The following is a 24372-nucleotide window of genomic DNA, read 5'->3' on the forward strand; positions in this document are numbered from 1 at the left end:
GGATCGAAGCCCGATAGGCTCCTGAGGTGGAGCGGCCACGGTTTGCCTGGCGCGGGGTGGGGTTGATTGCTGCCGTCCCGGTGGTCGCACTGTGCGCGACGGCGGGCCGGTATGGCTACCATCGCGATGAGTTGTACTTCATTGCCGCTGGTAGCCGTCCCGCGGCGGGGTATGTCGATCAGCCGCCACTGGTGCCGCTACTTGCGTATCTGCTCGATTCGCTGTCGGGTGGTTCGCTGGTGGCTCTGCGCATCCCCTCGGCGGTCGCGGCGGGCGTGATCGTGATTGTGACTGCTCTCATCGCGAGGGAATTCGGGGCCGGACGTGCGGGTCAGTTCCTGGCTGCATCGGCGATGGCGGCGTCGGCGGTGCTCATCGCAGTCGGGCACTTGTTGTCGACGAGTACGTTCGACTTCCTGATTTGGGCGTTGCTGAGCTGGCTCGTGATTCGGGCCGTCAAACAGCCGGGGCCACAGTGGATGGCGGTCGGTGCGGCAGCGGGCATCGGGTTGCTTACCAAGTCCCTCGTGGTCGTGCTGCTGGCAGCGTTACTTGCCGCGATCGTGGCGGTGGGGCCACGGTCCGTGCTGCGGAATCGCTGGCTGTGGGGTGCCGCCGCGCTCGCAATACTGATCGCGCTGCCAAACACCTGGTGGCAGGCGGCTCATGGCTGGCCACAGTTTGAGTTGTCTGGATCAATCGCTGCCGGGAGTTCGGGAACGAGCGAGCCACGGTGGCTGTTCCTGCCGTTTCAGACTGTGCTGCTCGGTCCGTTGCTCGCGCCGATCTGGATTATCGGTCTCTGGAGACTGCTGCGAGAGCCAGGCATGCGTTCGTGGCGGTTCTTCGCGGTCGCGTACCTCCTTCTCGCAGTCGTCTTCCTGGTGATGGGCGGTAAGCCCTATTATCTAGCCGGGATGTACCCGGTGTTGCTCGCGGCCGGTGCTGAACCTGTCCTGCGGTGGCTGACTACCGCGTTCCGCCGCAGTCTTGCGGTTCTCGCAATCGTGGCGACAGCCGTGACGTCCGGGTTACTTTTCCTGCCAATCGTCCCCCCGCAGGAACTGCGGGAAACACCGATCCCGTCAATCAACTACGACGCCGGGGAGACGATTGGCTGGCCGGAGTTCGCTGCCACGATAGACGGCATGCACCGCAGCATAGCTGACAGCGACGTGATCGTCTTGGCAGGAAACTACGGCCAAGCGGGCGCGATCGAAATGTTCCTGCCGCACATCCCGGTGTTTAGCGGACACAACAGCTACTGGTCGTGGGGGCCGCCGCCCGAGCGGCGTGGCCCATTCATCGCCCTGGGCTATCCGGAGGATGTCCTGAGGGACTTGTGCGATGATCTGTGGTCCGCCGCGACGATCGATAACCAGGTAAATGTCGCCAACGATGAACAAGGTCGGCAAGTCTGGATATGCAACGACCGTTCACGGCGGTGGGACGAGGTTTGGCCGTCGTTGCGCCGAATCGGCTGATGACACGCTCGCGGAGCGTCCTGGCGCGACGCTAGAGGCCGAGCGTGCGCAGCGAGCCGGACAGGGTGTCAGCGGAGTGGTGCAGCTGCGCGAGTTCTTCTGCAGTGAAGGGTGTTTCGGTGATTGGGACTGCACCAGCGGCGCTGACGACGGACGGCACCGACAGGGCGATGCCATCGATGCCGTGCACGCCGCGCAACACCGTACTCACGGGGAGGATGGCGTGCTCGTCATTAAGCAGTGCCTCCACGATGCGCGCGCCAGCGAGGCCAATCGCGTAGTTTGTCGCGCCCTTGCCCTGGATCACTCGATAGGCAGCGTCGCGGACATCGATGGCAATTCGGTTGAGTTCTTCTGCGGTGAAAGGAGGAAGCCCTTCTGGGCTGTGCCAATCGAAGATCGGGACAGACCCGATTCGTGCGTTTGACCAGACAGGGAACCCGGTGTCCCCGTGTTCACCCGCGATGTACGCATGAACGCTGGTCGGTGAGATGCCTGCGCGATCCGCGAGTAGACGGCGCAGCCGTGAAGTATCGAGCACCGTGCCAGACGAGAAGACGCGCGAGGCGGGAAGGCCTGACATGCGCTGCGCCGCAACAGTAAGCACATCGCACGGGTTTGTGACCAGCACGTAGAACGCGTGCGGCGCATGATTGACGAGTTCTGGCATCAACTGTTCGAGGATGCGCACGTTCGTGGCTGCGAGATCGAGTCGTGTCTGCCCCGGCTTCTGCTTCGCGCCAGCGGTAACGACAACGACGTGCGCCCCTTCAACCGCGGCGATATCAGCTGACCCCGCGATGTCGCTCGCGCCGGTGAATTGCGTGCCGTGGGCGAGATCGAGCACCTCAGCCTCAACCTTGGCGTGGTTGATGTCGTAGAGGGCGACGTGCCGCGCCGATCCACGGATGAGTGCCGCGTACGCAAGGCTGGCCCCAACGCTTCCCGCCCCAACGATGGCAAGTTTCGAATTTTCCACTGCGCCCATGCGGACCATTGTTTCAAAGCAGGGTGCACCCAGCCACCAGTGCGCGAATTCAACTGCGGAGGTCAGCTAAAACCCCCGAAACTTGGCCATTCTGTATGACTTCCGTAGATGGATCCAGAGGCCGGGGCACGGTTACGTCCAGACATGGCCAGCAGGAACTAACTGCGCCTGCCCCCCGGTGAGCGCGGCGATCGTTGAGGCGAGTTCCGCTGGGTGGGCAGAAGATACGGTCAGCGTGGCGCGCTCGGCGTAATCGATAGTCGGCACATCGATTCCGCGGCCTCGCAACTCGGCTTCAAGCCGGCCCGCGTCGGCGTGGTCGACGGTGAGGCGAAATAGCTCGTGGCGTACCCGGGGGATCAGGGTTGCCGCATCGACCGCCGCGGCCACGGCCCCCGAGTACGCGCGGACGAGCCCGCCCGCCCCTAGTTTCACCCCGCCGAAGTAGCGGATCACGACCGCGGCAACGTTGACGATATCTCGCGATTTCAGTACTTGCAGCATAGGGATTCCAGCTGTGCCGCCGGGCTCGCCATCATCACTTGACCGTTCGATCCGTGCCTCGTCCGCATCCCCGATCACACACGCGAAGCAGTGGTGGCGCGCGCTGGGGTGTGCGGCCCGCGCATCGGCGAGAAGCTGCAGGGCGACATCGATATCCTCCGCACGCCGCAGCTCAGCGATGAAACGAGATCGCTTGATCTCTGTCTCGACGCGAGGGTGCTCAGTGCTGGCCAGCGAGTACGGCATCGCACTGATTTTAAGCCGTGCTGGCCTCGGCTTCCGCGGCGGGACCGAACGTCTCTGAGTCGGTAAGAACGGTATAGACCTCCCACCGTTCACCACCGGGACCTGTTACCCACACCTTGTCCTGGGTTGCGAAGCAGCACGTCGAGTTGATCTCTTCTTGGGTGAAGAGCCCCTCGTCCTGCAGGCGCCCGATCTCGTCGTGCACGTGCGTGCTCGACCCCACTTCGATGCCCAGGTGATTGAGGCTGCCACCCGCGCCTGGGTTTTCGATCAGAACTAGCTTCAGGGGTGGTTCGGCGATCGCAAAGTTCGCGTAGCCGGGCTTCACTTTCGCGGGTGCGGAGTTGAACAGCTTTGAGTAAAACGTGATGGCCTGCTGTAGGTCGTCGACGTTGAGGGCAAGTTGGACACGGGACATGCCACACCACCTTTTCGATAAATGTCGAACTATGACGAGTCCCACTTTGCCACCTTTTCGACATATGTCAAGAAGGTGGGGTAGGCTGGCTCTGTGCCCAAAGCCCTTCCCGCCGTCGACATCAGCGCCCCGTTGTGTTGCGCGCCGGTGTCCGCAGCACCGATCAGTGACGACGCCGCGCTGCAGATCGCGCTGCGGCTTAAGGCGCTCGCTGATCCGGTGCGCATCAAGCTGATGTCGCTGCTGCTCACGAGCAGCGACCGCGAACTCTGCACGTGTGATCTGGCTGCCAGCCTCGCGCTTGCCGAATCGACGGTCAGTCACCACCTCAGTCAGCTTAAGAAGGCGGGACTGGTCGAGGGCACGCGGCGCGGAATGAACGTCTACTACCGTGTGCGCGCCGCGGCCCTCGATGCGCTCCGGCTCGTGCTCGACCCCAACTGCTGCGAACCTCAGGCGAGTAGCCTGGCTGACTGATGACGACACTGCTGTTGGCGCTGATGGGGCTGGCGTTTCTTGATTCGCTCGACGTACTGCTGGTGGGCGCCACTGCGGCGATCGTCTACGACGCCCGGCTGGCGCGCCGGTCCCCGGTGCCGGGGGTGAGCGCGTTTCTGCTCGGTGTGTTCGTCATGACCACGGCATTTGGTGTTTTGACCGTGCTAGGGCTCAGCTACCTCACCGAGCTTTTTGACATAGCGATAACACCGACCGTTCGATACTGGGTGGGGCTGGTCGTAGGACTCATCCTCATCGTGGTCGCGCTGCTGCCCACCTCGCAACGGCCACCGCCCGATTGGGCAGTTCGCCTGCGCCGCAACCCAGCCCTGCTCGTCGGGGCCGGTGCTCTCATCGGAATGGCTCAAGCGCCAACTGCCGTGCCCTACCTAGCTGGGCTTGCGATGCTCACAGCGCACCAGCCCCTGCCTGCGTGGTGGCCGTTCATCATCATCGCGTATTGCCTCGTGGCGCTGATCCCGCCCGCGGTCGTGCTTTTTCTCGCCACGCGCCGAAGCCCGGCTGCGCGGCGCCGCTACCGATCCGTGGTCCGCGTACTCACCCGCTATGGCCCGCGCACCGTCCGCATCATCTTCATTGTGGCGGGTGCTGTGCTCATTATCGATGCACTGATGCACCACCAGTACCTGGTGTGACGGCTACGTGGTCACTTGTTGGCCGTCCGGCCGCCACCAGCCCCAGCGTGGGTGCACGTTACGATCGAGTTGGGCGGGCACTGATTCCGGGCGGAGCGGCGTGAGCTGCCGTAGCTGGCCCCAGTCCCGGTACCAGTCTTCGTCGAGGTAGGTGGGCAGCGTGAGCTGGTCGGACAGGGTGAGGGTGAAGCCCAATGATCCGCCCGCGAACGGACTGGGCCAGTTGTATGCACCCCCGAGTCCGTCACGATCGGGCAAAATCCAGAATTCGGGCCGCTGCACGACCCCATCTCGATGCACGTAGGGCTCCTGGCAGGGGAATTGCAGCGCGACTGTCCAGTCGATCAGCGTCGGTGTATCCGCCACCACAGCGTTGAGTGTCTGCAGTCGCGGGACTCGCGGCGGTGTAAACGCAATCCATCGCCGTGGGGCGAGGTCGGTGTCGGCAACATGCAGGCGAACGACGTCAGCTCCCTCAGGTATCTCGCTGACCGGTAGCCGGAGGTTTCGCCATTCCGGTGCGTAACCTGCGTCGATGAACTCTGCCTCACCGAGTATCTCGGCGCCGTCGTCCGCGTTTCGCGCGAACTCGGCACGCAGTGTTTGTCCACCGCGGCGGACACCATCCCGGTCAGTCCACGCAATCTCGCCAGCGGCGGTGACTACGAGAAGCGGAGTAGCGGAATCGAATTCGGGCAGCTCGTACCAGTCCGTGGTGACTTCACCGTGGCCGGTCTCAGTGGCGCTGCCGAGCACGGGAACGACGGCCGGATCAAGCCCGTACGGCAGGCGCACGGTACTTCCGTTTACCCCCGGCGAATCGAGCGATTCCACATCTTGGTCGCGGCTGTGCACAGTTGGCCCGTCTGGCTGAATCGTGATAGGTCCAGCATCGAAGCGGTTGATCTTCTCGGCCGGAAGGCGTTCAGCGACCCCATTGGGAGTAAAGCCGGGGTGGGTGCCGGTGCCTATTGCCTCGGCCGGGGTCGCGGTAGCAGGGGCGAGTACGCCCGCGGTGGGGTCGGGTTCCACGAGAACAGCATCTGCAAGTGAGCACGATTGGCCTGTCAGGCTTTTGGCGTTCGCCAGCGCCACGGAGTATGCCGGGTACTGTGAAAGTGCCGCTTTGCTGATCGAGAGAACTTGAAAAGCAACGAGGACAAACGCAGCGGTGGCGAGCGGCGCACCTGAGGCCCGGGCAGTGAAGCTTACAAGCTTGCCGTCCCTCCTGTTCGTGACGTGAATCCAGGCGCCGACACCTGCGAGCGCAACTGCTATTGCCAAGAAACCGGTGGCGAAAAGATGACCACTGATTGACGGTGCCTTGTCCCACCACGGCACGCCCCAGCTGGATGCGTAGCGGTACGCATTGGGACCAGCAAAGGAAAACGCCATGACAAACACGACCGCGGCCGCGTACAGCAACTGGTTCCTGGGCTGTCGTGCCGCTGGGGTTGTCAGCGCCGCAGCCGCTACCGCTGCAACGGCGGCACCAAGCCCCGCGAAGACGCCGAAGTGGTGGGTCCACTTGGTGGGGCTCGCGGCCATCAGCAGCAGCAGGGAACCGACCGTGACACCGATGATGCGAGCAGCAGGATGCCGCGCGATCCCCCAGCCCCTCGGGCGCGCGACTAGCAGCGTAATTGCCGTTATCAGCGCCAGAAACATGATGAACACGGGGAAGCGGCGCGATAGCGCGCCGTCCGCGTCCGAGCTGACAAGCGCGGTGTAGCGCATGAACTCGTCGTTCCATTGCAGCGCGGGGCCCACTTCGGTACGGATTCGGGCTGCCTCGAAAACACCCGCGAACGTCTGATCCCGGAAGACCACAGCAAGCACCAAGAAGCCCGCGGCCAGCAGGGGCAGCAGCAGCGGTGCGTACCCGACTACCGCCGCGCGCTTGCGCAGCACCTGCCACATGGGCCGCACACCAGCGAGAAGCGCAGCAACCGCCATGAGACCGGTCGGGTTGGCGGCGAGCGAGAACGCTGCGGCGACTACGGCCATCAACGCCGGAAGCAGCCGCGCGGTGGCGATCGCCCGCTCGACGCACACCAGCGTGAGCAGCGCACCGACCGCGACGATCGGCTCCGGACGCAAACCATTGTTGTACGGAAGCCAGAACGCGAGAAAGACACCCGCTGCCGTCCAGTAAACAGGCGCGGATGCGCGTGCTCGCGGCCCGAGCCGGGGGATCACTTCCCGGGACAGCAGCCACCAGCACAGCAGACCCGCAATAAGCGCGGGCAGGCGCACCCACAGACTCGACGCAGAAACAGTCGCGAAAAGCGTGTTCACGTCATAGAACCAGCCGAACGGTGCTTCCGAAACGCCATACCAGCGGAAGTAATTCGCCATATAGCCTGCGTCCTCGGCAACCCGGATCATCGTGAGGATGTATCCGTCATCACTGGTGATGCCACCGATCACGTACCAGATGCCGAGTATTGACGCGACGAGCGCGTCGAGCGGCCGGATTCGCCACCAGCCCGCCGGCAGGAAGCGGCGGTGTTTTCGTCCGTCGAGCAGGTCGAGCCGTCCCACGGCGGTGAGGGCTATCGCGGTGGCGATTACTCCGGCCACCAATGCGACAACTTTGAGCAAAGACGCTTCGTTCGAGAAGCGCGAATCGATCTGGACATCAACCCGCATGCCGTCTCGTGCGTTCTCCGGCACGTCGGAATACAGCCCCACGACTTGGGGTTTCAGGTCGCCTTCCATGGATCCGCTGGCCACGATGCCACCGTCAGCTGCGCGCAACTCGCTGTAAATGCCGGAGTCGTCTACTTGGACATGGAGGTAGGAGCAGTCGCGAAGTTGTTCCTGCTCCGCTGTGAACGTGACGTGATCACGGCTCGCGACGACCACACCACCCGCGCTAGCGGAAATGTGCATCCCAGTCCGGCTGCCTTCGCTGGACTCGGGCGGGATAGTCGAAAGGACCGTGCCTTCCTCCATATCCAGCGCGGTAGCACATGGCACCTGCAGTTCCAGGCCGAGCGGGTAGTAGGCGATGAGCGGAAGTTCGACGTCACTGTTGTCCGCACCCTGCGGCCACTCCACTGACGTGTCAACCTGGTTCACCGGCAGGAAGGGCACCGCGATGAGCAGAGCGAACGCCAGCAGTCCGGAGAACGCCGCGATGAGACTGGTTCGCCGGACAGCGCCGTCCGCTAGGTTCGTCCCCGCCTGTCTGTGCCGCACGTGTGCGATCGCCCTGCGGACCAACCAACGCCCCCTAAACGTACAACCGGCTCGAGTCCGTCCCGAAGCCTAACCGCAATTACGTCACTGACCGATCACACAACGGAGCGGGTCGGTTGAGAATGTCTTAAGAGAGTGGCAGCGGAAAAACTTTCGATCGTGTTGTCGATCCGGCGGATCTCCAGTCGACGTCATAGTAGAAGGAGCCAGAGGGGCTCCTCACAAACAAGGGGAACGACGATGAAATACATGCTGATCATGCGGTCCACCGATGCGGCTCTCGAAGCGTCGAAGAACGTTCCGTTCGAAGAGATCATCAATGCGATGGGCGCATACAACGAGTCGATGATGAAGGCCGGCGTCCTGCTGGGCGGCGAGGGACTTTCCGGGCCGGAAGAGGGTTTTGTGGTGGACTTCTCCGCCGAGGAACCCATCGTCACGGACGGGCCCTACGGTGAGACACACGAACTGTTCAATGGATTTTGGATCATCCGGGCATCCTCCAAAGAGGAGGCACTGGAGTGGGCGAAACGATGCCCGCTGGGGCCCGGGTCGAAACTGGAGGTCCGCCGCGTCACGGATGAGAGTGACTTCGAGGACTTCACGGACAATGAGTACGTCCAGAAGGAAGCTGGGTGGCGCGAGGAACTTGGCACCAAATGAGGTTTCGAGATGCCTGACATCCGCCGGACGATAGACGCCGTGTGGCGCATCGAGGGTGCGCGCGTAGTCGCGGTCCTTGCCCGCATGGTCGGCGATGTTGGTCTCGCGGAGGATCTCGCCCAGGAAGCCGTCGCCGACGCGCTCGTGCAGTGGCCGGAGTCAGGTGTCCCGCGTAATGCAGGCGCCTGGCTCACAACGGTCGCCAAACGGAAGGCGATCGACGGCTGGCGCCGGCGCGACCGGCTCGACGAACGGTATCGTGCGATCGCCCGGGACCTCGAAGCGCACAGTCACGACGAATGGGAGCCCATCGATGACGATGTGCTGCGCCTGATCTTCACCGCATGCCATCCCGTCCTCGGCCGGGATGCTCAGGTCGCGATGACGCTACGGGTCGTTGGCGGTCTGACGGCGGAAGAAATTGCGCGCATGTTTTTTGTCGGAGTTCCCACGATGCAGCAACGTATCGTCCGCGCGAAAAAGACGCTGACTGCCGCGCGTGTGCCGTTCGAGGTGCCAGAACCGCAGGAGTGGCCGGCACGGCTTGGTGGGGTCTTGGGCGCGATCTACCTGATCTTCACGGAAGGTTACGCAGCCACGACAGGAGAGCGCTGGATACGATCCGACCTGGCCAACGAGGCGTTGCGACTGGGCCGCGTCCTCGCGGAGCTCGCACCAGCGGAACCTGAGGTGCACGGTCTCGTTGCCTTGATGGAGTTCCAGGCGTCGCGGTTCGCTGCACGTACGGGCGCTGATGGCGCACCGGTGCTTCTCGCCGACCAAGATCGAGCGCGGTGGGATCATTCACAAATCACGCGGGGCGACACTGCGCTGGCGCGCGCCGACGCACTCGGGCGGGGCCGAGGCAATTACGCGCTGCAGGCGTCGATTGCTCAATGCCACGCGCACGCGGCGAGCGTCGCGGAGACGGACTGGGAGAAGATTGTGCTGCTCTATGAGGCGCTGGGCGAACTTACCCCAAGCCCGGTGGTGCACCTGAACCGTGCGGTAGCTGTTTCGATGACGTCCGGTCCTGCCGCTGCGCTCACGATAGTCGACGAGATCGCCGCAGCTGGATCACTGCGGGGATCTCATTTGCTGCCGAGTGTGCGCGGCGAACTGCTCGCGCAAATGGGGCGGTTCGAAGAGGCACGCAGCGCCCTCACCGAAGCCGCGGCCTGCGCGGCAAACGAACGCCAGCGGGGAGTGCTGTTATCTAAGGCGGCGGCGCTTAAAGCACGGTAGGCGCGGAGCGCCTGGGTGATGCAAATATAGGGACATGGCGATATCTACCCTCACCGTGCGTGACGCGAGCGCGGCCGATGCGGCGGCATGTGCCGAGATTTATGCCCCCTACGTAACAGAGACGGCCATTTCGTTCGAAACGGAACCGCCTGCGCCAGAAACCATGCGCGCACGCATTGAGGCTGCGCTGCGCGAGTACGCCTGGCTTGTGCTCGAGGATGGCGGCGAAGTGGTTGGTTACGCCTACGGTGGTCCGTACAAAGAGCGCGCTGCGTATCGGCGGTCCTGTGAGGTGAGCATCTACCTCAAGATGAGCCTACGGCGGACAGGTGGGGGACGCTTGCTCTATGCGACCCTGTTCGAGCGGCTCGCAGCCCGTGGCTACAGCACCGCCGTAGCCGGTGTCGCGCTGCCCAATGCCGCGAGCGTCGGGATTCACACATCAATGGGTTTCGAGTTGGTGGGCGTGTTCAGAAAGATCGGCTGGAAGAATGACGCGTGGCACGACGTCGCCTGGTATCAGCGCTCGTTGTCGGACCCTGCACCGACACCTGCCTGAGCACCTCATGTGACGCAGTCCCCACGACACGTGTTCTGATTTCAGCTTCGAACCGTTGTAAAGCCTGAATAATCAAGCGCAGCAACTACTTTCGGCGTGAAGGGGAATCGTGCGCACGTCTGCTCGCTGGGTGGCTGGAGCTGTTGTCGTTGCCGGAGCGGTGTTCGGGGTCACCGCTTGCGAACCCTCGAGTATTGAAGACCTGCTTGCGGAATGGCTGGAAACCCTCAATACGGAAAGCGCTTCCGCACCGGACGTGCCGGAGGCACACGGGATTCTGGCGCTGGTGGGCTTGATCGAGGTGGGCGCGGAATCGACGATGTCCGACTACAGCCGCTCTGACTTCCCGCATTGGGACCGGCTCGAACCCGAGTTTGGATTTGGCGCCGCATTCGGAAAATATGAGGGCCGCTGCACATCTCGTGATGCCGTGCTGCTCCGTGACGCGCGCGGCACCGTCACACTGGATCCCGCGACGTGTGAATTCGGCATCGGACCGGACGGCGGCTGGCTCGATCAGTACGGGGTTGTCGACCGGCAGACCGGGCAGGTGCGTGACTACAAGTGGATGACGGAGTCGTCCGCTGTCGACGCCGAACACATTGTGGCGCTGGGTGAAGCATGGCGCTCTGGGGCAAGCGAAATGGACGTGCACACCCGTCGGCTGATAGCGAATGATGCCCTGAACGTGGTTATCTCAGATCCGTCCGCGAACCGTTCAAAGGGCGATCAGGACCCATCGACGTATTTGCCACCGGGCAACTTTCGGTGCGAGTACGTTGAACGCTACACGCACGTCAAGGTGAAATACGGTCTGACGGCTGACGCAGACGAGGTGGCGGCTTTGAAGCATGCGGCGGAGGAGTGCGTCCTGAAAGGGGAACTCGATTGAGTGGGTGCGTCTCGATCCCGGGCAAGCTAGTTGTGATGACCGACGAAGAAGGCTCTATCTCCGGTGAACTTGATGTTCAGCTTGACGAGAATGGCCACGGTCTCGTCCGATACCGCGACAACCCTCGCTGGTTAACCATCGGCAACCTGGACGGCGACCCGCCGCGTCCGTGGGAATCGATCGACGAGATGATCAGCGCGATCGAACAGAATCGCGGCGCCACTGACGTCGCGGGGAACGCGCTCCCTTTCGAAGCCTGATCGGGCTACAGTTTGCCTGCTTGAGTAAGCGCAGCGTGAATCTCGCTCACCTGCACCGCGATAGTGTCCATCTCGTTCACTTTCGCGGTCAGGGCAGGTATTTGTCGCACGAGTTCGCGCTCAGCCTCGTGACGATCGAGCATATTCTTCACGTCGTTCAGCGTGGCGGAGGTTTGCGAAAGCCGGACGTCGACATTGCCAAGTACCTTGTGCAGAGACTCACCAATGCCTGTCAGGGTGGCGTCGACATGGTGGAGGGTTTGCCCCACATCAGCAACGACTTTGTCGACTTCGCTCAGCATATGCGCGACTTCTGAGAGCGTGTTTTTTACGTCACCGAGAGTGGTATCGACGTCGCTGCGGACGATCTCAAAATGCTCGACGGTTTGCACTGCCCGGCGAGACAATTCGCGCAGGGATTTGGGCAGGAAGCGCACCACCATATGCACCCCTTCGTGTCCGCGCCGGTACTGCTAGGTCGCACCGGAGGCACCATTGTGACCGGAGCACCAAGGTAGCACGCGACGGACTTCACTGCGCGGGTTCGGCGGCGCCTGCCGAGTTCAGGGCATGCGTGAGCGAAAACACTCCGGTATTCGGCACGATGTGGTCGCGCTGAACGTTGAATCAAGCAGGACACGAAACTCACAAGGAGGTGTCTGCACATGTGCCTTTTCCAGTTGGCAGCTGAACGCGTGGATCCGCAGTCAGCTGTGCCCGGGGACTACCTCGCCGGCTATCACGGCTCGACCGTCACAGTCAGCGGGCCAGCGCGCGTGTATCCCTCGGGGCTTCCGTACTACACGCTGCTGGATCGCGGACCGGCCGGCTACATCTTCGCCGGTGACCTCGAGTGGGTTGCCCCGCTACCCGTTACTGATCGCATCGTGCGAGCGGTGAAGCGCGCATGGCCCGCGACGCCGACGGCTCGGGCAGCGTAAGCGGGTCTGCAAACAAGCGACGCCGCGTCGCGCGGCGTCGCGACTAGCCGAGCCTAAGGTGTGACCGCGCGCAGGAACCGGCCCGAGACGGCAACCGCCGGTGCCGATGAGTCTGCGCCCTCCACGAACGTTGCGAACGCGATATCGTCCGCAATACCAACGAACCAGCCGTTTGATGGGCCTCCGCCCACCTCAGCGGTGCCGGTCTTTCCCCCAAGCCCGCTGATATCCGCCAGCGCTGTCGCGGTTCCGCTGCTGACTGTTTCACGCATCATCTGGCGTATTGCCGCAACAACTTCCTCCGGTAGGGGCTGAGGCGCGACGTCGGCCGTCGTCTCCGCCTCCTCGACCAGACTGGGCGTCACCATCGTCCCGTTGTTCGCCAGCGATGCGACGGCGACCGCCATCCCAAACGGGCTGGCAAGGACTTCCCCCTGCCCGATCGCGGCTTCGACTCGCGCTGGTCCAGCCTCGGTCACAGGCACATTTCCTGTGACGGTGGTAAGGCCGGGTATATCGAAATCGGCCCCCAGCCCCAGGGCCTGCGCGGTGTCCGTCAGCGCACTGGCGTCAAGCTGAACCGCGAGCATGCCCTGGGTGGTGTTGCACGAGCGTGCGAAGGCCGTGTGCAGCGGCACCTGACCGAGGTCAAAACCCTCGTCGTTCGGAATTGTCCGGCCTTCAATCGTCGCGACCCCAGGGCAGGGCATGACCTCGTCAGCTGATGTAATGCCAGCGTTGAGCGCTGCAGATGTCGTCACAATTTTGAACGTTGAACCAGGCGCGTACATGCCAGTAAGGGAAACGGGGCCTTCGCTGTCGGCCGCTGAATTTTGGGCAACAGCAAGGATCCCGCCGGTCGATGGCTGGATCGCGACCAGCATCGCGGGACGCTCTTCACCGTCGACCGCTTCTTGCGCGGCTTGCTGTAACTCAAGGTCGAGCATGGTGGGAATATTCGCGACCTCTCCCGCGTCCCGCCCAGCGACACGTTCAGTCGATTCGGGGTTGCTCGCGGTGACCACCCAGCCTTGCTCGGCCCGCAGAGCCTCTTCCCACACCTCCGGGAGGCCCCGCAGGGCGGGGGAGGTGAGCGAGCGATCAGCGGTCAGCAGCCGGCCCTGCTCGCTCAACTGGACGCCATCAATCTCACTAAGTTGCGTGCGTATCGGAGCGATGTCATCTTCGCGCAGTGTCACCACGACGTAGTCTTGGTCGGGCGCTTCGGCCATGCCCTCCTGAATAGACGCAGCGGTGATTGTGGGCGCGGCGTCTGACACGAGCGCTGCGACCGCCGCGGCGCTATCCTCGGCGCCACTCTCCAGGCTGATCACGGTGACGGTCTGCCACGTCATCAGCGGTGATTCGTTGCGGTCGACGATTGGAGTGTCGTAGTCCAGCAGGTCTGCGTATACGAGTCGGCCACCTTCGTTCAGGCGGGTGTCGAGCACCTCGGGGGCCCATTGGATCCGAAATCCGGCTTCCGTTTCAGCGACGTTCGCAATTCCTACAGTTTCCGCGAGGCGCTGTTCACCGAGGTCCCACACCGTAATTGTCTGCGCGGGGCTGTCCGCGCCTTCGCCAGCGCTGATGCTCATAGTGCGGGCAGCGCCCGCCATCCCGTCCAGGCTGGCTTGTAGCGCTCTCGCTGCAGCTTCTGGGTCAGTTGTAAGCTCTGCCGCCGTGGTGACGTCACCGGCGTTAACGGCCTCGGCGAACGCTTCGAGCGTTTCCTGGCGCTCGTCGGTAAAAAGCCCGCACGATACCGTCACGCTGACCAGCGCGGCCGCGATACCTGCCGAAACGGTCCTGCGGACGATCCTGGAGGCGGATGGCGAACGGGTCGGTCGCTGGGCTCGCATACAGCCATACCACCACGCGATCTTGGTTCTGTCGAGAGCGATTGTGTCTCGGCGGCGTCCAGTCGATCCGCACACCGCGCGAGGCGAGAGAGGTCATGTTTTGTCAGACCCCTCTGTCAGAGTGGTCGTTGTGGAGTACCGCGACCGTGTGCCCCGTTTCGGGGTCGAGCACCTCGAAGTTGCCCTGTCCGCACGGGGCCGCCGGATTGTGGTGACCGTCATTCAAGTCGAAGCGTTCCGGCCCAGGCGTTTGCGTTCACCACCGGCACGATCTGCGTCGAACTGGGCCGTCGTCACGTGACACTGCCCCGGCTCGGGACGCTGCGGGTGCATGAGTCGACCCGTAAACTCGCCCGCCGCCTCGAAGCAGGGACGGCACGGCTGCTGTAAGCCACGGTGCGGTTCGAGCGTGGCCGGTGGCTGGGTGAGTTTCACCTGCCTGGTTGAGCGTGCCGCCGCACGTCCGGTGCACGTGAAGCGCCTCGCGCCGGTGGTTGGTGTTGATCTCGGTGTGAAGGACCTGATCGTCGCGGCCACACCCGACGGCCGGGAGGTCCTGCGCGTCACCGCGCCCAGGGAGTTGAAGCAGGCCGCACGCAAGTTGCGGGCATTGCAACGTAAAGCCGCGCGGCAGCAAGGACGGTGGGACACGGTCGCTGAGGCCAGGCGGGAACCGTCGAACGCGTGGCTGAGTACTCAGCAGGTCATCGCGAAACAGCACATACGGGTGGTGAACTTGCGCCGGGATCGGCTGCATAAGCTGACCACCTGGCTCGCCCAGTCCTTTGGCGTGATCGGTACCGAGACGCTAGCGGTGAAGAACATGATGACCGCCGGTGGTGCCCGCAAGAAGGGTTTGAATCGTTCGATCGCTGATGCTGGTTTGGGTGAGCTCTCCCGCCATCTCGCTTACAAGACCTCCTGGTACGGGTCAGTTCGCGTACAGGCTGGCAGGTGGTATCCAAGCTCGAAGACGTGTTCTGGTTGCGGTTCGGTGAAAGCCAAGCTGACCCTGTCAGAACGCCGATACGTCTGCGACAACGAGCACTGCGGGTTGGTGATCGATCGTGATCTCAACGCCGCAGTGAATCTCGCGCGCTTAGCGCGAGCGGAGCAGAGTGCCTGCTTCGACAATGGTGGAGCCGACCGTAAGACGACCGTTCCGGCGGCGCTGGTGGCTGTGAAACTTGAATCCAGCAATGGAAGCGCCTCCCCGCAAGGCGAGGCTGTCTAATGCATCAGAGCACACTCACGTTTGCTCACCAGAAGGCAACGGTAACCGCGAGCATGCCCTGCAGCAGGAACTCGCACGCAAACTACCTGGTCAGATGGCTCCCCTGGTGGGAACCGCCGCAGTTCACGCAAGCCACGTCGGCCCGACCACCATGTTCATACCCGGGCTTCCCAAGGTGCCGTGGCGCACAAGCATGCTCGGCGAGACACAGATCGTCGAGCGCGACGGCACCATCCTCGCCCGGCTGTCGGAAGCCGACGGTGAGGGCGACATCGCGGCCACGATCGCATGGGAGCGGCTTCACCGCCCGATCCGATCAAGGACCAGTACTGGATTCCTGCGATGACCGTTTCTGTGCGAGCGCCGTGGGATCTCGCCAATATCCACGGCAAAGTGAACTATCAGCTGCGCAGAGCACTCGGCCGCCATATCGAGAAGCAGTGGTGAAAATGTTTGACCTGCAAGAATGCGACGCGTCGTTCTTTGAGACTGCCCCGACAGTCCGGTCGTTCAGCCTTGATCTCCCCGTTCCGGCTGCTCAGGTATGGGAGGGGCTGAGCAGCGACACCCCTCTTGCGTGGTGCAGCCTGCTAAGCAACGGTCGCTACACCTCGCGCCGGCCGTTCGGAGCCGGTACGAACCGTGAGATCACCGTTGCGCGGATGCTTGACCTCTGCGAGGAATTCTTCCGCTGGGAAGAAGGCAGGCGCCACTCGTTCTGGGTAATGCAAGCGAGCCTTCCGATGTTCCGGCGCTTCGCCGAGGACTACCTCGTCGAACCGACGGCCACCGGATGCCGCTTCACCTGGACGTTCGCGTTCGAGCCACTCCCTGCCTTAGCGCGGCCAAACGTCGCGGCCGGACTGTAATTCACGCCAGTCATGGCGTCCCTCAAGCAGTGCACGCAGCGTCACCTCGTCTCCGTAGGTCGTCTGCAACCGGGTGACGTCAACCATTCCCACGTCGGCGCCGCACCCGATCAAGCCGACCGCGAGGGCCACAACCCGGTATACCGGTGCTATGGCGATATTAAGAACGCCTCCCACGGAACTCACTATTACGGTTCACCCCGATCATGGCCACCCCAGTTCGCTATGGCCTTCGAGAGAATTGGTTGGCGGCCAGCCCTCGGCGAAGCCCTACGTCCTACCGCATGAGCTCGGGATTGATGGCGCTCTGGGGGAGAGGATCCTGGCCTGGACGGACTGCTTCCAAAGGTTCTTTGTGCAGGAGGTCGATGATTTTACGTCGCGGCCGCTCTGGCTTCCGGGGATAGACGTATACGGCTGGTACGACGAGGGCTACGCGATAATTGCAGCGCTTCGTATCCAATTCCCGGATGTGCACGTCAAACCTGAATTTGCACAGTACGTCTTTTCGGTCAATGAGCGCCGAGAAAGCGCTGGACTCGCGCCGGTTAGCCTTCCAGGCGAACCTAAACCTGGGCACATACCCGTCTCCGAGGTACTGCATCAAAAGCGTCCTGACTAGGCGCCAGTTGCTGCAGCTACCGCGCGCAGCAACATCGCCCGCACCGGAGGCACAGATGCTCTGGTGAAGTGGTTGTACCGGTCGGGGTGCACTATACGGTGACCTGGTCAGTCTTCTTCGATTCTCAGATCCATGTAGTAGTTGCCATCGCTGCGGTTACCTGGCGCCGGGATGGACTCGACGTCGGTAGGGATCTCAATCGCTTCCTGGTCGGGGTCGACGCCTTCGAGTGAGTCACGTAGGAAATCTTCGACGGACACCGGAGGTGGCCCCTCGATTATTGGTTCTTCGGGATCAAATAGGTCCCATTCTTCTGGGGCGAGTTGCGGGTCCCCGTGCTCGTCACCGTTCTGATGTGACATTTCTGCCTCCTACTTCGCCATCTACGGTTATACATACAGATTTCCCGCAACTAGTTCAACCGCCCGTCACGTTACGAAGCAGTATAGTGAAGTATGCGATCCGTGGGAATTGTACGATTTTGGGATATCGATCCGGGCTGGGGTGTAATTGACTCACCCGATACGCCTGGAGGATGCTGGATTCATACTTCAACCCCGTCGACAGCGCGTCATAATGGTATGGAACCAGGCCGCATGGTCAACTTCACCTGGCGACGGGTCCCCGGTCAAGGCGTGCAGGATGGATACGATTATGTCGCAACTGATGCGTGGTATATCGAGGATGAGCCGGTCCGTAGACAACACCACACCAAGAAAGGGGCTTACTCGTCACGCCTGACAATTATCTACGGTGAAGAATCGCCGAAGTTTGATGAAGGTCCCATTGAGGACCTGCCTCGGAACCACTCGTAGTGCAAATGGCGTCTAGAAAACAAGTGGTGGTGATCATGCAGCGAGAATTCGGATGTGAGCGGGCTGCGGCGAAGAAGCCCAGTTTGAGACTGATTGACAATTGTGGATAAATACAGCGGTGCCTGTCACCGATCCTGCAGCGGCGGACTGGGCTGCTGAACGCTTCCAGGGAAACAGCAGCCAGATTTCGGGACAGGTGCCCCTCGGGTTTGAAGCGTACTGCCGGATCCTGCACCGGCCCGAGTCCAGCAACGACGTCCCGCCGCCGCGGTGGGCCGATATCGCGGCGGAGACCGGGGCTATTGTGCATCCGGCGGTTCAGTGGCACCGGCTTATTGGCGGCACGGATGCCGATAAAGACCTGTACGCCTCTTGGCGGGGCTTCTCCCCACGCCACGGACAGCTCGACCCTGATTCGTTCGCCGCGCTCCTACCGCACCTAATGCGCGCAACCATGGATCCCGAAGGAACCGTGTTCGGGTTCTGGTCCGGTCACTTCGATGTTCGCCCCGGAGGAAGCAGCGGCTTCACTCAGGCCGGATTCGATACTGCGCGCTACACGCTCGCGGGGCGGAAACTCATCCTGCTGCAAGGCAACCTCGCAGCGATGGCCGAACAGGTCACCCAGCACCCACAAACAGTGGGACGCTTCCCCATGGTGATGTGGCCGCGTGACCGGTCCTGGTACGCGCTGTCTGAGATCGATTTCGACTCAACCCTCGTCGGCGGGAGGACAGATCTCATCGAGTCCCTGATAAACGATGTGAAGCTCGAGTCATTCCATGTACTACCCGACCTCGACCTCAGCTGCTGGGGCGACACCGTGAACTAAAAGATTGAGGAATCTACACAACCCAGATCAGTCAGCACGCGAGGGGATACACAGGGCCCCGGGGCTAACGCTCACCACTCAGGCGGCGCAGCTTCCTCGGCAGCCAGGACGAAAGCCCGGACAAAGGACCACATATGGACCGTCCTGTGTATGGGATGCTGAGGCGTATGAGACAGAGCAGTGAGCTGGCGCGCGCGGTCGCCTTGATACAGCAGGCAGCTCCTCGCTCCCAGCTGCTTTCGGAGCTCTTCGCACAGATCGCTGAACAGGTCCGTTATGACGCCGAGGAAGTAGAGCGTGAAGCTCACGCCATGCGCGGGGAATCCGGAGACGACAAGCGGGAGGCCGCGATCGCGTTCCGAGAAGGCGCCGCTCGCACCCTGCGGGAGGAAGCTCGGCGCTGGATAGAAGTAGCGGGAGCGTTTGCCGACGCACCCTCCGGCCGAGATCTAAATCCCGACAACTTCGCATATGTCAAGATTGGCCGAGGCACCCGAACATGAATGCCGAAGTTTCCGATGCCGGAGATGAAACGCTGCCAAGTAGCAACCGGGGCGCACATACCCACGATGTGCGAAGGTCAATAGTGCCCAATACGCGTCGCACACAGCGCTTTCGGCTCAGTAGCGTCTGAAGGTCATTTTCCGGGAGTTCGAGCACACCGTTGATCGCGAATACCGTGAGCTTCCACGGACTCCTGCCGGCGTGGCGTGGCGTGGCGTAAGTACGACTGCGACGTCCATATTCCCTAGCGTTCTTCGTCGGCGAGGGATTTCCTTCCATACGTGCAGGGCCGAGTTTTCCCGAACTTCTGATTCGTCAGAGGGTGTTCGGCGGAACGGCTACGCGGAGTCACGCGGGTTTCCCGTCGACTCGCTGGACCGGCAGCCACGTCTCAAGTGTGCGCGCGAGCGAGCCGAGAAGCCGGTCCCCGAAAACGCGATCTTCATGGCACACAACCCAAACCAGACTGCCCGCGCGATTACAAAGAAGACCACCCCCACGAACGCACCCATGAGGAGGGTCGCACCGAAGACCGCAAACTGATGAGTCACAACCCTCCTCTCCATCACCGGACAGTACCTTTGCACGTTCGGGGAACGTCGTTAAGAAATATCCGGCGCGGCTAAGGGCCGACTGGATGGCGTGCGCGCTTGGCAGGCCCGCTGCACTCGGATCGCGGCTAGACCGAGGCGGCCTCGCTGTCAGCCGCCCGCCGGATGGCGAAGTGCCGGGAGGCCCCGACGGTGACTCCCAGCCCTGCAATGACAATTGCAGTTACCGCGACGAACACCGGCGATGAGGTGGTGAAGCCGCTCCACCAGGCGACGGCAACGCCTGCGCCAGTGCTGAGCACGGCACCGAGCGGAAGCACTATCGCGAGCCACCGCACGGTCGGCGCGCGGATCACCAGCCTTGGTGTTCGGCAGACGGCCCATTCCCGACAGACCGCGATAATGCGCACTCTGGGCGCACCAGGGTAGTCCCCGCACCAAGCAGCACTGCTGCTGATGCGGGGACTTCAGTCGTAGCTACTGGCAATCTGATGCATGCATGCTGTCAGGTGGGTGCAAAGCCGTAATACTCAAAGGAGATCACAGCGGCGCAGAGGATGCCTCCCAGTGTGAGTGCCGTGAACACGTATCCCCAAGCCGCTTTCCGCGCTCGGGGGACGCAGGCCAGTGCCAACGCAGGTAGGGCTAGCACTGCTAGTAAGAGTAACCAGCTGCCCCAATAGGAGGTCGGCACCTCAGTAGATGAATCACGAAGCCCATGCGGGGTCGCGCTGGGGACGGGAACGTCAAAGACGTCCATCATGGCCAGGGTCGCTGGCATATAGAGAAAGACCGCGGCAATAGCTCCTGCGACTAGGCCCCACCACACACTCCACCGTCTATTGAGGTGCGCATGGTTACTCATCACTGTCTACTCCTGCCTTTGGCCCTCCCACGTGTATAGGGAACTTGCCCCCAGGAAAGGTCTTGCGGGGCCCAGGCGTTCACCTTCAACTCCTGCTTCGACTGCCGTGCCCGCGAGGCCAGAGTACTCATCAAGAACCCAGCCAGCGCAGCCAACCTTCTCGGACCGATCGCTACCTTTGGGCTCAGGCCAGCTTCAGGAGTTACGGGCCTGATCGCGGCGGGATTAACCACCGCGCCCCCGAAACCACAATATTCGAGCACAGCAGAACAGTTGGGCTTACCGAGGCGGCAGTTCCAGGCGTGGCTCGATGGTGGGGACGTCACCTGGCCGAGGCGTAGTCCCTGGGCCGTACCTGCGGGGCTGGGGGTCGTCGAACGGCACGACGTTTCGGATCGCCGCACGCATTTCCTGTATCACTTCGGGTTCTAGCGACTGATTTCGGCTGTTGCTCAGCCCGTTCAAGACCTCGGACTTCGCGGACATTCAGGAGGACATTTCCAGTTTGCGGAACCACGGTGTACCAGTCGTGCAGCGATGTGTAGCGTCCAGCGAATAGGTATGTCCGGCCTGGCTCAAGGAGCGTGTCACCTACTTGTCAACGGGTCGGACCGGCTGCCTGGGCGGCCCCCGACATAGCGGCGCACTGTTTTGCGGTCCACACCGCAGTGCACGGCGATGGTGCGCAGCCCCGCCCCTCTGCCGCTGGGGCCGGTGACCCAGATTCGGTGCACTTCTTTGACCTCGTTCACATTGACCTCCCGGAACGCCATGCCCGTCCGCCTCCGTGTCCGGAAAACTCCGACACGAGAAATCAAAACGAGCCATCGGTCGGGACATACGACGAGACGGGTCCCATCAACCTGGCAAAATCAGGTCCCCCCATTCAGCGCTCAAACTGACGCCCACGAATAGGGTGGGCTTCAGAAATCTCCAACGACAACCGAACGCAACGAGACAGCTTGCTGCGTAGGCTATGAGGTATGTCAAAGTCATCGGGAACCGGCGGTGAAGTCCAGCGTAGGTGGCTATCTTTGTCAACGGCGGCTGAATCTTGACCCCTTTTCGGCAACTGAAAATTGACCCCCTCGGTTGGTTAGGTTTCCTCGTTGCTGGCCGCGGGGACGCGGCCGAGGTCTCTGTCTTTGAGTCGGTAGGAGTCGCCTTTGAGAGCGATGACTTCAGCGTGGTGGACAAGCCGGTCAATCATGGCGGCTGCAACGACTTCGTCGCCGAAGACTTCTCCCCAGCGCCCGAAGGGTTTGTTGCTGGTGACGATCAGGCTGGCGCGTTCGTAGCGGCTGGACACGAGCTGGAAGAACAGGTTGGCGGCTTCGGGTTCGAACGGTATGTGTTGGGTCGGCGGCGAGACGCCGTGCACCGTTTCCGGTGTCGGTCTTCTCGCCGCCGCCCGCCGAACCGGACGTGCCCGTTGGCCGGGCATCCGGCTCTCCACGTGATCCGATGAGTCAGGCGAGGCGTTCGCTGACCTGTCCGACGAAACCCACGTCGTCGTGGTTGGTCCGGCGGAAGCGTGCTCCAGTCGGATCGACCTCGTCGATGTTGTAGGGCGTGCTGATCTGCGCTCCGCGGAAGCGGTAGCGTTCGACCTTCATCTTCGCCGGGTTGTAGAGGACCACACCGTCCTCAATGATGCGGTCTGCCCCGTAATAGCGGCGCCGCAACTGTTTCCAGGTCAGGCCGGGATGCTTGCGGCGTATCCAGAGCAACATCCTCCACCACGCGTACCAGCCGAGGTAGGAGAACGTCCTCTTCGATGCGCCATAGCGGAAGTAGGCCGCCCAGCCCCGGAGGATCGGGTTGACCGTCCGAAGCACCTCCGCCAACGACAACGAGGTCGTGCTTCGCGTTGTCAATTTCTTGATCTTGTGCATCACCGACGCCAACGCGTTCTTGGACGGGATGGTGAGCACAACACGACGGCCCTTGCCCCAGTTCTTCGCCTGGATGTGGAAGCCGAGGAACACAAATCCGTCGTTGATGTGGGTGATGTGGGTCTTTTCGACCGAGAGAGTCATCTTCAACCGGTCGGCCAGCAGGACCGCGACTTCCGACTTCAGTTCTTCTGCTTCGGATTTCGTGCCGTGCACCAGCACGACGAAATCGTCGGCATAGCGAATCAGCCGGTAGTTCGGTCGTCCCATTCGGCGGCGATACTTCCGCCGCCAAGGCGGGCTCATCTGTTCGTCCCAGACCCGCGCAAAATGCCGATCCAGCACGGACAGATAGACATTGGCTAACAACGGCGAGGCGACCCCGCCCTGCGGAGTCCCGGTGAGGGTCTCCGCGAACCCACCATGCAGCTCGACAACCCCGGCTCGCAAGAACCCCGAGACCAGGCGCAGCACTTTGCGATCGGTGATGCGCTCGCCCACCAAGTCCATCAGGACGTGATGGTCGACGTTGTCGAAGCAAGCCTTGATGTCTCCCTCGATGACCCACTCGTAGGTCGACGGCTTGCGGGTGAAATGGTGGATCTCGGCGATGGCATCCTGAGCCCGACGTCCAGGCCGATATCCGTAACTGGACGGATAGAAATCGACCTCGAAGATCGGTTCCAGGATCAGCTTCAGAGCCATCTGCGCCACCCGATCGCGCAGCGTCGGAATCCCGAGATAACGGACCTTGCCGTTCTTCTTCGGAATCACCGCCTGCTTGACCGGCAACGCGCGAAAGGTCCCGCCCCGCAGCGAGGAACGTAATTCCTCCAGGAACGGGATCACTCCCGTCCGGTCCTCGACGTGGTAGCGGGTCACCGCGTCCACGCCCGCTGTCCTGGCACCCCGGTTGCCCGCCACCCGCTCCCAGGCCACCAACAACGTGGCCCGATCGCAAATCAAGTTGAACACATCTCCGAACCGGCGTTCCGGATCGGCCCGTGCCCATCGGTGCAGCTTGCGCTGATGATCGAGTACCCGTCGCTCAGCCGCAAAACTCTCCGGCCAAACGGTCGGTGCGTCGTTATTCAACAACGATCCTTCCCGACAGCAGCCCTGCTGCTATCACGCTGTCGCCCTTCCCCATGTGACCGGCTTTCCCGGCCCCGGAGTACTACGGCGACTCCGCCACGATCTGAGCCCTTCAGCGGGCGTCGCACCTGCCCCATGCCGAACCGGCTGGATGCCGGGCGAAAGGGCGGTCCCAGATCGCTTCCCACGTTCACTGATGATCTCTATGACGGCGTCGGTGCCCAGCTATACCCCGGCGGCATCGCCTCGGACCGCATATCGCAGTTTTGGTCCGGGCCTCCCACCACCCATCCACAGCAGATGGCAGGAGAGGAGACGTCATCGGATACAACGTCTCCAGCACCACAAAGCGGCCCATCCACCAGATTCGGCAGGCCGCTGACGACTCACGGGACTTCAACCACTGGTTCAGTTTCCTTGCACCCATTCCGTCTTCGCTTGCGGGCACGAACCGCCTGGTGGTCGCGGTCCGCCCCTACGTTGTCGAGGCTGCTCCCGGCCTCACCCCCAACCCGGGGTTCGGCCTGCCTCCAGCTTCAACCGGCCACTGCGATGGCCGGCGGCGAGTACCTCCTCTCGCGAGAATCATCAGCGCCTCGTGGCGCACATCCCACTTCGTCGATGATCAGCAACGGATAGCGGCCAAGGCGGATCAATTCCTGCTGGAGCC

General features: G+C 62.5%; 26 protein-coding genes and 2 pseudogenes. 15 read left to right on the forward strand and 13 right to left on the reverse strand.

What is annotated here, in order from left to right; all coding sequences use genetic code 11:
• Nucleotides 1-26: 26 nt before the first annotated feature.
• Nucleotides 27-1484, forward strand: a complete 1458-nt coding sequence (locus ONR57_RS16200) for a glycosyltransferase family 39 protein (RefSeq protein WP_265124544.1) — start codon at nt 27-29, stop codon at nt 1482-1484.
• Between the two features lie 31 nt (nt 1485-1515).
• Here ONR57_RS16200 and ONR57_RS16205 read toward each other — a convergent pair whose 3' ends face one another.
• The 3 genes from ONR57_RS16205 to ONR57_RS16215 form a co-directional block, all read right to left on the reverse strand.
• Complete coding sequence (locus ONR57_RS16205) at nt 1516-2481, reverse strand: L-lactate dehydrogenase (RefSeq protein ID WP_374116463.1); 966 nt, start codon at nt 2479-2481, stop codon at nt 1516-1518.
• Between the two features lie 123 nt (nt 2482-2604).
• The gene (locus ONR57_RS16210; protein ID WP_265124546.1) at nt 2605-3222 is read right to left on the reverse strand and encodes a YigZ family protein; all 618 of its coding nucleotides are present in this window, start codon (nt 3220-3222) and stop codon (nt 2605-2607) included.
• Between the two features lie 10 nt (nt 3223-3232).
• Nucleotides 3233-3640: an ArsI/CadI family heavy metal resistance metalloenzyme gene (locus tag ONR57_RS16215; RefSeq protein WP_265124547.1), complete on the reverse strand. Its 408-nt coding sequence runs from the start codon at nt 3638-3640 to the stop codon at nt 3233-3235.
• Between the two features lie 93 nt (nt 3641-3733).
• Here ONR57_RS16215 and ONR57_RS16220 point away from each other — a divergent pair, with 93 nt between their 5' ends.
• Both ONR57_RS16220 and ONR57_RS16225 read left to right on the forward strand, forming a co-directional pair.
• The gene (locus tag ONR57_RS16220) at nt 3734-4117 is read left to right on the forward strand and encodes an Rv2640c family ArsR-like transcriptional regulator (protein ID WP_265124548.1); all 384 of its coding nucleotides are present in this window, start codon (nt 3734-3736) and stop codon (nt 4115-4117) included.
• Nucleotides 4117-4794 carry a GAP family protein gene (locus tag ONR57_RS16225; RefSeq protein WP_265124549.1) on the forward strand — a complete coding sequence of 226 codons (678 nt, stop codon included), beginning with the start codon at nt 4117-4119 and terminating at the stop codon, nt 4792-4794. The genes ONR57_RS16220 and ONR57_RS16225 overlap by 1 nt, the downstream gene beginning before the upstream one ends.
• A 3-nt stretch (nt 4795-4797) precedes the next feature.
• On the opposite strand, the gene ONR57_RS16230 is transcribed toward ONR57_RS16225, so the two are convergent.
• Nucleotides 4798-7998: an arabinosyltransferase domain-containing protein gene (locus ONR57_RS16230; protein WP_265124550.1), complete on the reverse strand. Its 3201-nt coding sequence runs from the start codon at nt 7996-7998 to the stop codon at nt 4798-4800.
• A 240-nt stretch (nt 7999-8238) separates the two neighbouring features.
• Here ONR57_RS16230 and ONR57_RS16235 point away from each other — a divergent pair, with 240 nt between their 5' ends.
• From ONR57_RS16235 to ONR57_RS16255, 5 genes are all read left to right on the forward strand, one after another.
• Nucleotides 8239-8661 carry a YciI family protein gene (locus ONR57_RS16235; protein WP_265124551.1) on the forward strand — a complete coding sequence of 141 codons (423 nt, stop codon included), beginning with the start codon at nt 8239-8241 and terminating at the stop codon, nt 8659-8661.
• A gap of 9 nt (nt 8662-8670) precedes the next feature.
• Nucleotides 8671-9906 (forward strand): RNA polymerase sigma factor, encoded by a 1236-nt coding sequence (locus ONR57_RS16240; protein WP_265124552.1) that lies wholly within the window; start codon nt 8671-8673, stop codon nt 9904-9906.
• Nucleotides 9907-9940: 34 nt separating this feature from the next.
• Nucleotides 9941-10465, forward strand: coding sequence for a GNAT family N-acetyltransferase (locus ONR57_RS16245; RefSeq protein WP_265124553.1), 525 nt, complete (start codon nt 9941-9943; stop codon nt 10463-10465).
• 109 nt (nt 10466-10574) lie between these two features.
• Nucleotides 10575-11357 (forward strand): HNH endonuclease family protein, encoded by a 783-nt coding sequence (locus ONR57_RS16250; RefSeq protein ID WP_265124554.1) that lies wholly within the window; start codon nt 10575-10577, stop codon nt 11355-11357.
• 35 nt (nt 11358-11392) lie between these two features.
• Nucleotides 11393-11617, forward strand: coding sequence for a hypothetical protein (locus tag ONR57_RS16255; protein ID WP_265124555.1), 225 nt, complete (start codon nt 11393-11395; stop codon nt 11615-11617).
• A gap of 5 nt (nt 11618-11622) precedes the next feature.
• Here the strand turns inward: ONR57_RS16255 and ONR57_RS16260 are convergent, their stop codons facing one another.
• Nucleotides 11623-12060 carry a hypothetical protein gene (locus ONR57_RS16260; RefSeq protein ID WP_265124556.1) on the reverse strand — a complete coding sequence of 146 codons (438 nt, stop codon included), beginning with the start codon at nt 12058-12060 and terminating at the stop codon, nt 11623-11625.
• Between the two features lie 222 nt (nt 12061-12282).
• On the opposite strand from ONR57_RS16260, the gene ONR57_RS16265 reads away from it, so the two are divergent.
• On the forward strand, nt 12283-12558 hold the full coding sequence (locus ONR57_RS16265) for a hypothetical protein (protein ID WP_265124557.1): 276 nt from the start codon (nt 12283-12285) through the stop codon (nt 12556-12558).
• Nucleotides 12559-12611: 53 nt separating this feature from the next.
• On the opposite strand, the gene ONR57_RS16270 is transcribed toward ONR57_RS16265, so the two are convergent.
• On the reverse strand, nt 12612-14420 hold the full coding sequence (locus tag ONR57_RS16270) for a penicillin-binding transpeptidase domain-containing protein (RefSeq protein ID WP_265124558.1): 1809 nt from the start codon (nt 14418-14420) through the stop codon (nt 12612-12614).
• A gap of 97 nt (nt 14421-14517) precedes the next feature.
• On the opposite strand from ONR57_RS16270, the pseudogene ONR57_RS16275 reads away from it, so the two are divergent.
• From ONR57_RS16275 to ONR57_RS16290, 4 genes and pseudogenes are all read left to right on the forward strand, one after another.
• Nucleotides 14518-14634: pseudogene (locus ONR57_RS16275) on the forward strand (IS607 family transposase); the annotation flags it as partial.
• A 117-nt stretch (nt 14635-14751) separates the two neighbouring features.
• Entirely contained in the window at nt 14752-15654 is a 903-nt protein-coding gene (locus tag ONR57_RS16280; RefSeq protein WP_265124559.1) for a transposase, read from the forward strand.
• 94 nt (nt 15655-15748) lie between these two features.
• The gene (locus ONR57_RS16285; protein ID WP_265124560.1) at nt 15749-16000 is read left to right on the forward strand and encodes a hypothetical protein; all 252 of its coding nucleotides are present in this window, start codon (nt 15749-15751) and stop codon (nt 15998-16000) included.
• A 103-nt stretch (nt 16001-16103) separates the two neighbouring features.
• A complete protein-coding gene (locus ONR57_RS16290) occupies nt 16104-16523 on the forward strand; it encodes an SRPBCC family protein (protein WP_265124588.1) in 420 nt (139 codons plus the stop codon).
• Here the strand turns inward: ONR57_RS16290 and ONR57_RS16295 are convergent.
• Together ONR57_RS16295 and ONR57_RS16300 are read right to left on the reverse strand one after the other, a co-directional pair.
• Nucleotides 16491-16700 carry a hypothetical protein gene (locus ONR57_RS16295; RefSeq protein WP_265124561.1) on the reverse strand — a complete coding sequence of 70 codons (210 nt, stop codon included), beginning with the start codon at nt 16698-16700 and terminating at the stop codon, nt 16491-16493. The genes ONR57_RS16290 and ONR57_RS16295 overlap by 33 nt on opposite strands.
• A 552-nt stretch (nt 16701-17252) precedes the next feature.
• Entirely contained in the window at nt 17253-17507 is a 255-nt protein-coding gene (locus ONR57_RS16300) for a hypothetical protein (protein ID WP_265124562.1), read from the reverse strand.
• A 571-nt stretch (nt 17508-18078) separates the two neighbouring features.
• Here ONR57_RS16300 and ONR57_RS16305 point away from each other — a divergent pair.
• Both ONR57_RS16305 and ONR57_RS16310 read left to right on the forward strand, forming a co-directional pair.
• A complete protein-coding gene (locus tag ONR57_RS16305) occupies nt 18079-18792 on the forward strand; it encodes a hypothetical protein (RefSeq protein WP_265124563.1) in 714 nt (237 codons plus the stop codon).
• A gap of 167 nt (nt 18793-18959) precedes the next feature.
• Nucleotides 18960-19295 (forward strand): hypothetical protein, encoded by a 336-nt coding sequence (locus ONR57_RS16310; protein WP_265124564.1) that lies wholly within the window; start codon nt 18960-18962, stop codon nt 19293-19295.
• Nucleotides 19296-19634: 339 nt separating this feature from the next.
• Here the strand turns inward: ONR57_RS16310 and ONR57_RS16315 are convergent, their stop codons facing one another.
• The 5 genes and pseudogenes from ONR57_RS16315 to ltrA all read right to left on the reverse strand — a co-directional run bounded on the left by ONR57_RS16315 (nt 19635) and on the right by ltrA (nt 23702).
• On the reverse strand, nt 19635-19847 hold the full coding sequence (locus ONR57_RS16315) for a hypothetical protein (RefSeq protein WP_265124565.1): 213 nt from the start codon (nt 19845-19847) through the stop codon (nt 19635-19637).
• Nucleotides 19848-19975: 128 nt separating this feature from the next.
• Nucleotides 19976-20203, reverse strand: a complete 228-nt coding sequence (locus ONR57_RS16320) for a hypothetical protein (RefSeq protein ID WP_265124566.1) — start codon at nt 20201-20203, stop codon at nt 19976-19978.
• A 1096-nt stretch (nt 20204-21299) separates the two neighbouring features.
• A complete protein-coding gene (locus ONR57_RS16325; protein WP_265124567.1) occupies nt 21300-21485 on the reverse strand; it encodes a hypothetical protein in 186 nt (61 codons plus the stop codon).
• A 323-nt stretch (nt 21486-21808) separates the two neighbouring features.
• Nucleotides 21809-22066 (reverse strand): annotated as a pseudogene (locus tag ONR57_RS16330) (ATP-binding protein); the annotation flags it as partial.
• A 115-nt stretch (nt 22067-22181) separates the two neighbouring features.
• The gene (ltrA, locus tag ONR57_RS16335) at nt 22182-23702 is read right to left on the reverse strand and encodes a group II intron reverse transcriptase/maturase (RefSeq protein ID WP_265124568.1); all 1521 of its coding nucleotides are present in this window, start codon (nt 23700-23702) and stop codon (nt 22182-22184) included.
• Nucleotides 23703-24372: the final 670 nt, after the last annotated feature.

This window comes from Hoyosella sp. YIM 151337 (assembly GCF_026041215.1).
Lineage (GTDB): Bacteria > Actinomycetota > Actinomycetes > Mycobacteriales > Mycobacteriaceae > Hoyosella.

Excerpts from the sequence above, each read along its gene's own strand:
- ONR57_RS16205 (WP_374116463.1), bottom strand. The coding sequence starts at position 2,481 with ATGGTCCGCATGGGCGCAGTGGAAAATTCGAAACTTGCCATCGTTGGG.
- ONR57_RS16210 (WP_265124546.1), bottom strand. The coding sequence starts at position 3,222 with ATGCCGTACTCGCTGGCCAGCACTGAGCACCCTCGCGTCGAGACAGAG.
- ONR57_RS16215 (WP_265124547.1), bottom strand. The coding sequence starts at position 3,640 with ATGTCCCGTGTCCAACTTGCCCTCAACGTCGACGACCTACAGCAGGCC.
- ONR57_RS16225 (WP_265124549.1), top strand. The coding sequence starts at position 4,117 with ATGACGACACTGCTGTTGGCGCTGATGGGGCTGGCGTTTCTTGATTCG.
- ONR57_RS16235 (WP_265124551.1), top strand. The coding sequence starts at position 8,239 with ATGAAATACATGCTGATCATGCGGTCCACCGATGCGGCTCTCGAAGCG.
- ONR57_RS16240 (WP_265124552.1), top strand. The coding sequence starts at position 8,671 with ATGCCTGACATCCGCCGGACGATAGACGCCGTGTGGCGCATCGAGGGT.
- ONR57_RS16245 (WP_265124553.1), top strand. The coding sequence starts at position 9,941 with ATGGCGATATCTACCCTCACCGTGCGTGACGCGAGCGCGGCCGATGCG.
- ONR57_RS16255 (WP_265124555.1), top strand. The coding sequence starts at position 11,393 with ATGACCGACGAAGAAGGCTCTATCTCCGGTGAACTTGATGTTCAGCTT.
- ONR57_RS16260 (WP_265124556.1), bottom strand. The coding sequence starts at position 12,060 with ATGGTGGTGCGCTTCCTGCCCAAATCCCTGCGCGAATTGTCTCGCCGG.
- ONR57_RS16265 (WP_265124557.1), top strand. The coding sequence starts at position 12,283 with ATGTGCCTTTTCCAGTTGGCAGCTGAACGCGTGGATCCGCAGTCAGCT.
- ONR57_RS16270 (WP_265124558.1), bottom strand. The coding sequence starts at position 14,420 with ATGCGAGCCCAGCGACCGACCCGTTCGCCATCCGCCTCCAGGATCGTC.
- ONR57_RS16280 (WP_265124559.1), top strand. The coding sequence starts at position 14,752 with ATGAGTCGACCCGTAAACTCGCCCGCCGCCTCGAAGCAGGGACGGCAC.
- ONR57_RS16285 (WP_265124560.1), top strand. The coding sequence starts at position 15,749 with ATGGCTCCCCTGGTGGGAACCGCCGCAGTTCACGCAAGCCACGTCGGC.
- ONR57_RS16290 (WP_265124588.1), top strand. The coding sequence starts at position 16,104 with ATGTTTGACCTGCAAGAATGCGACGCGTCGTTCTTTGAGACTGCCCCG.
- ONR57_RS16300 (WP_265124562.1), bottom strand. The coding sequence starts at position 17,507 with ATGTCACATCAGAACGGTGACGAGCACGGGGACCCGCAACTCGCCCCA.
- ONR57_RS16310 (WP_265124564.1), top strand. The coding sequence starts at position 18,960 with ATGAGACAGAGCAGTGAGCTGGCGCGCGCGGTCGCCTTGATACAGCAG.
- ONR57_RS16325 (WP_265124567.1), bottom strand. The coding sequence starts at position 21,485 with ATGGCGTTCCGGGAGGTCAATGTGAACGAGGTCAAAGAAGTGCACCGA.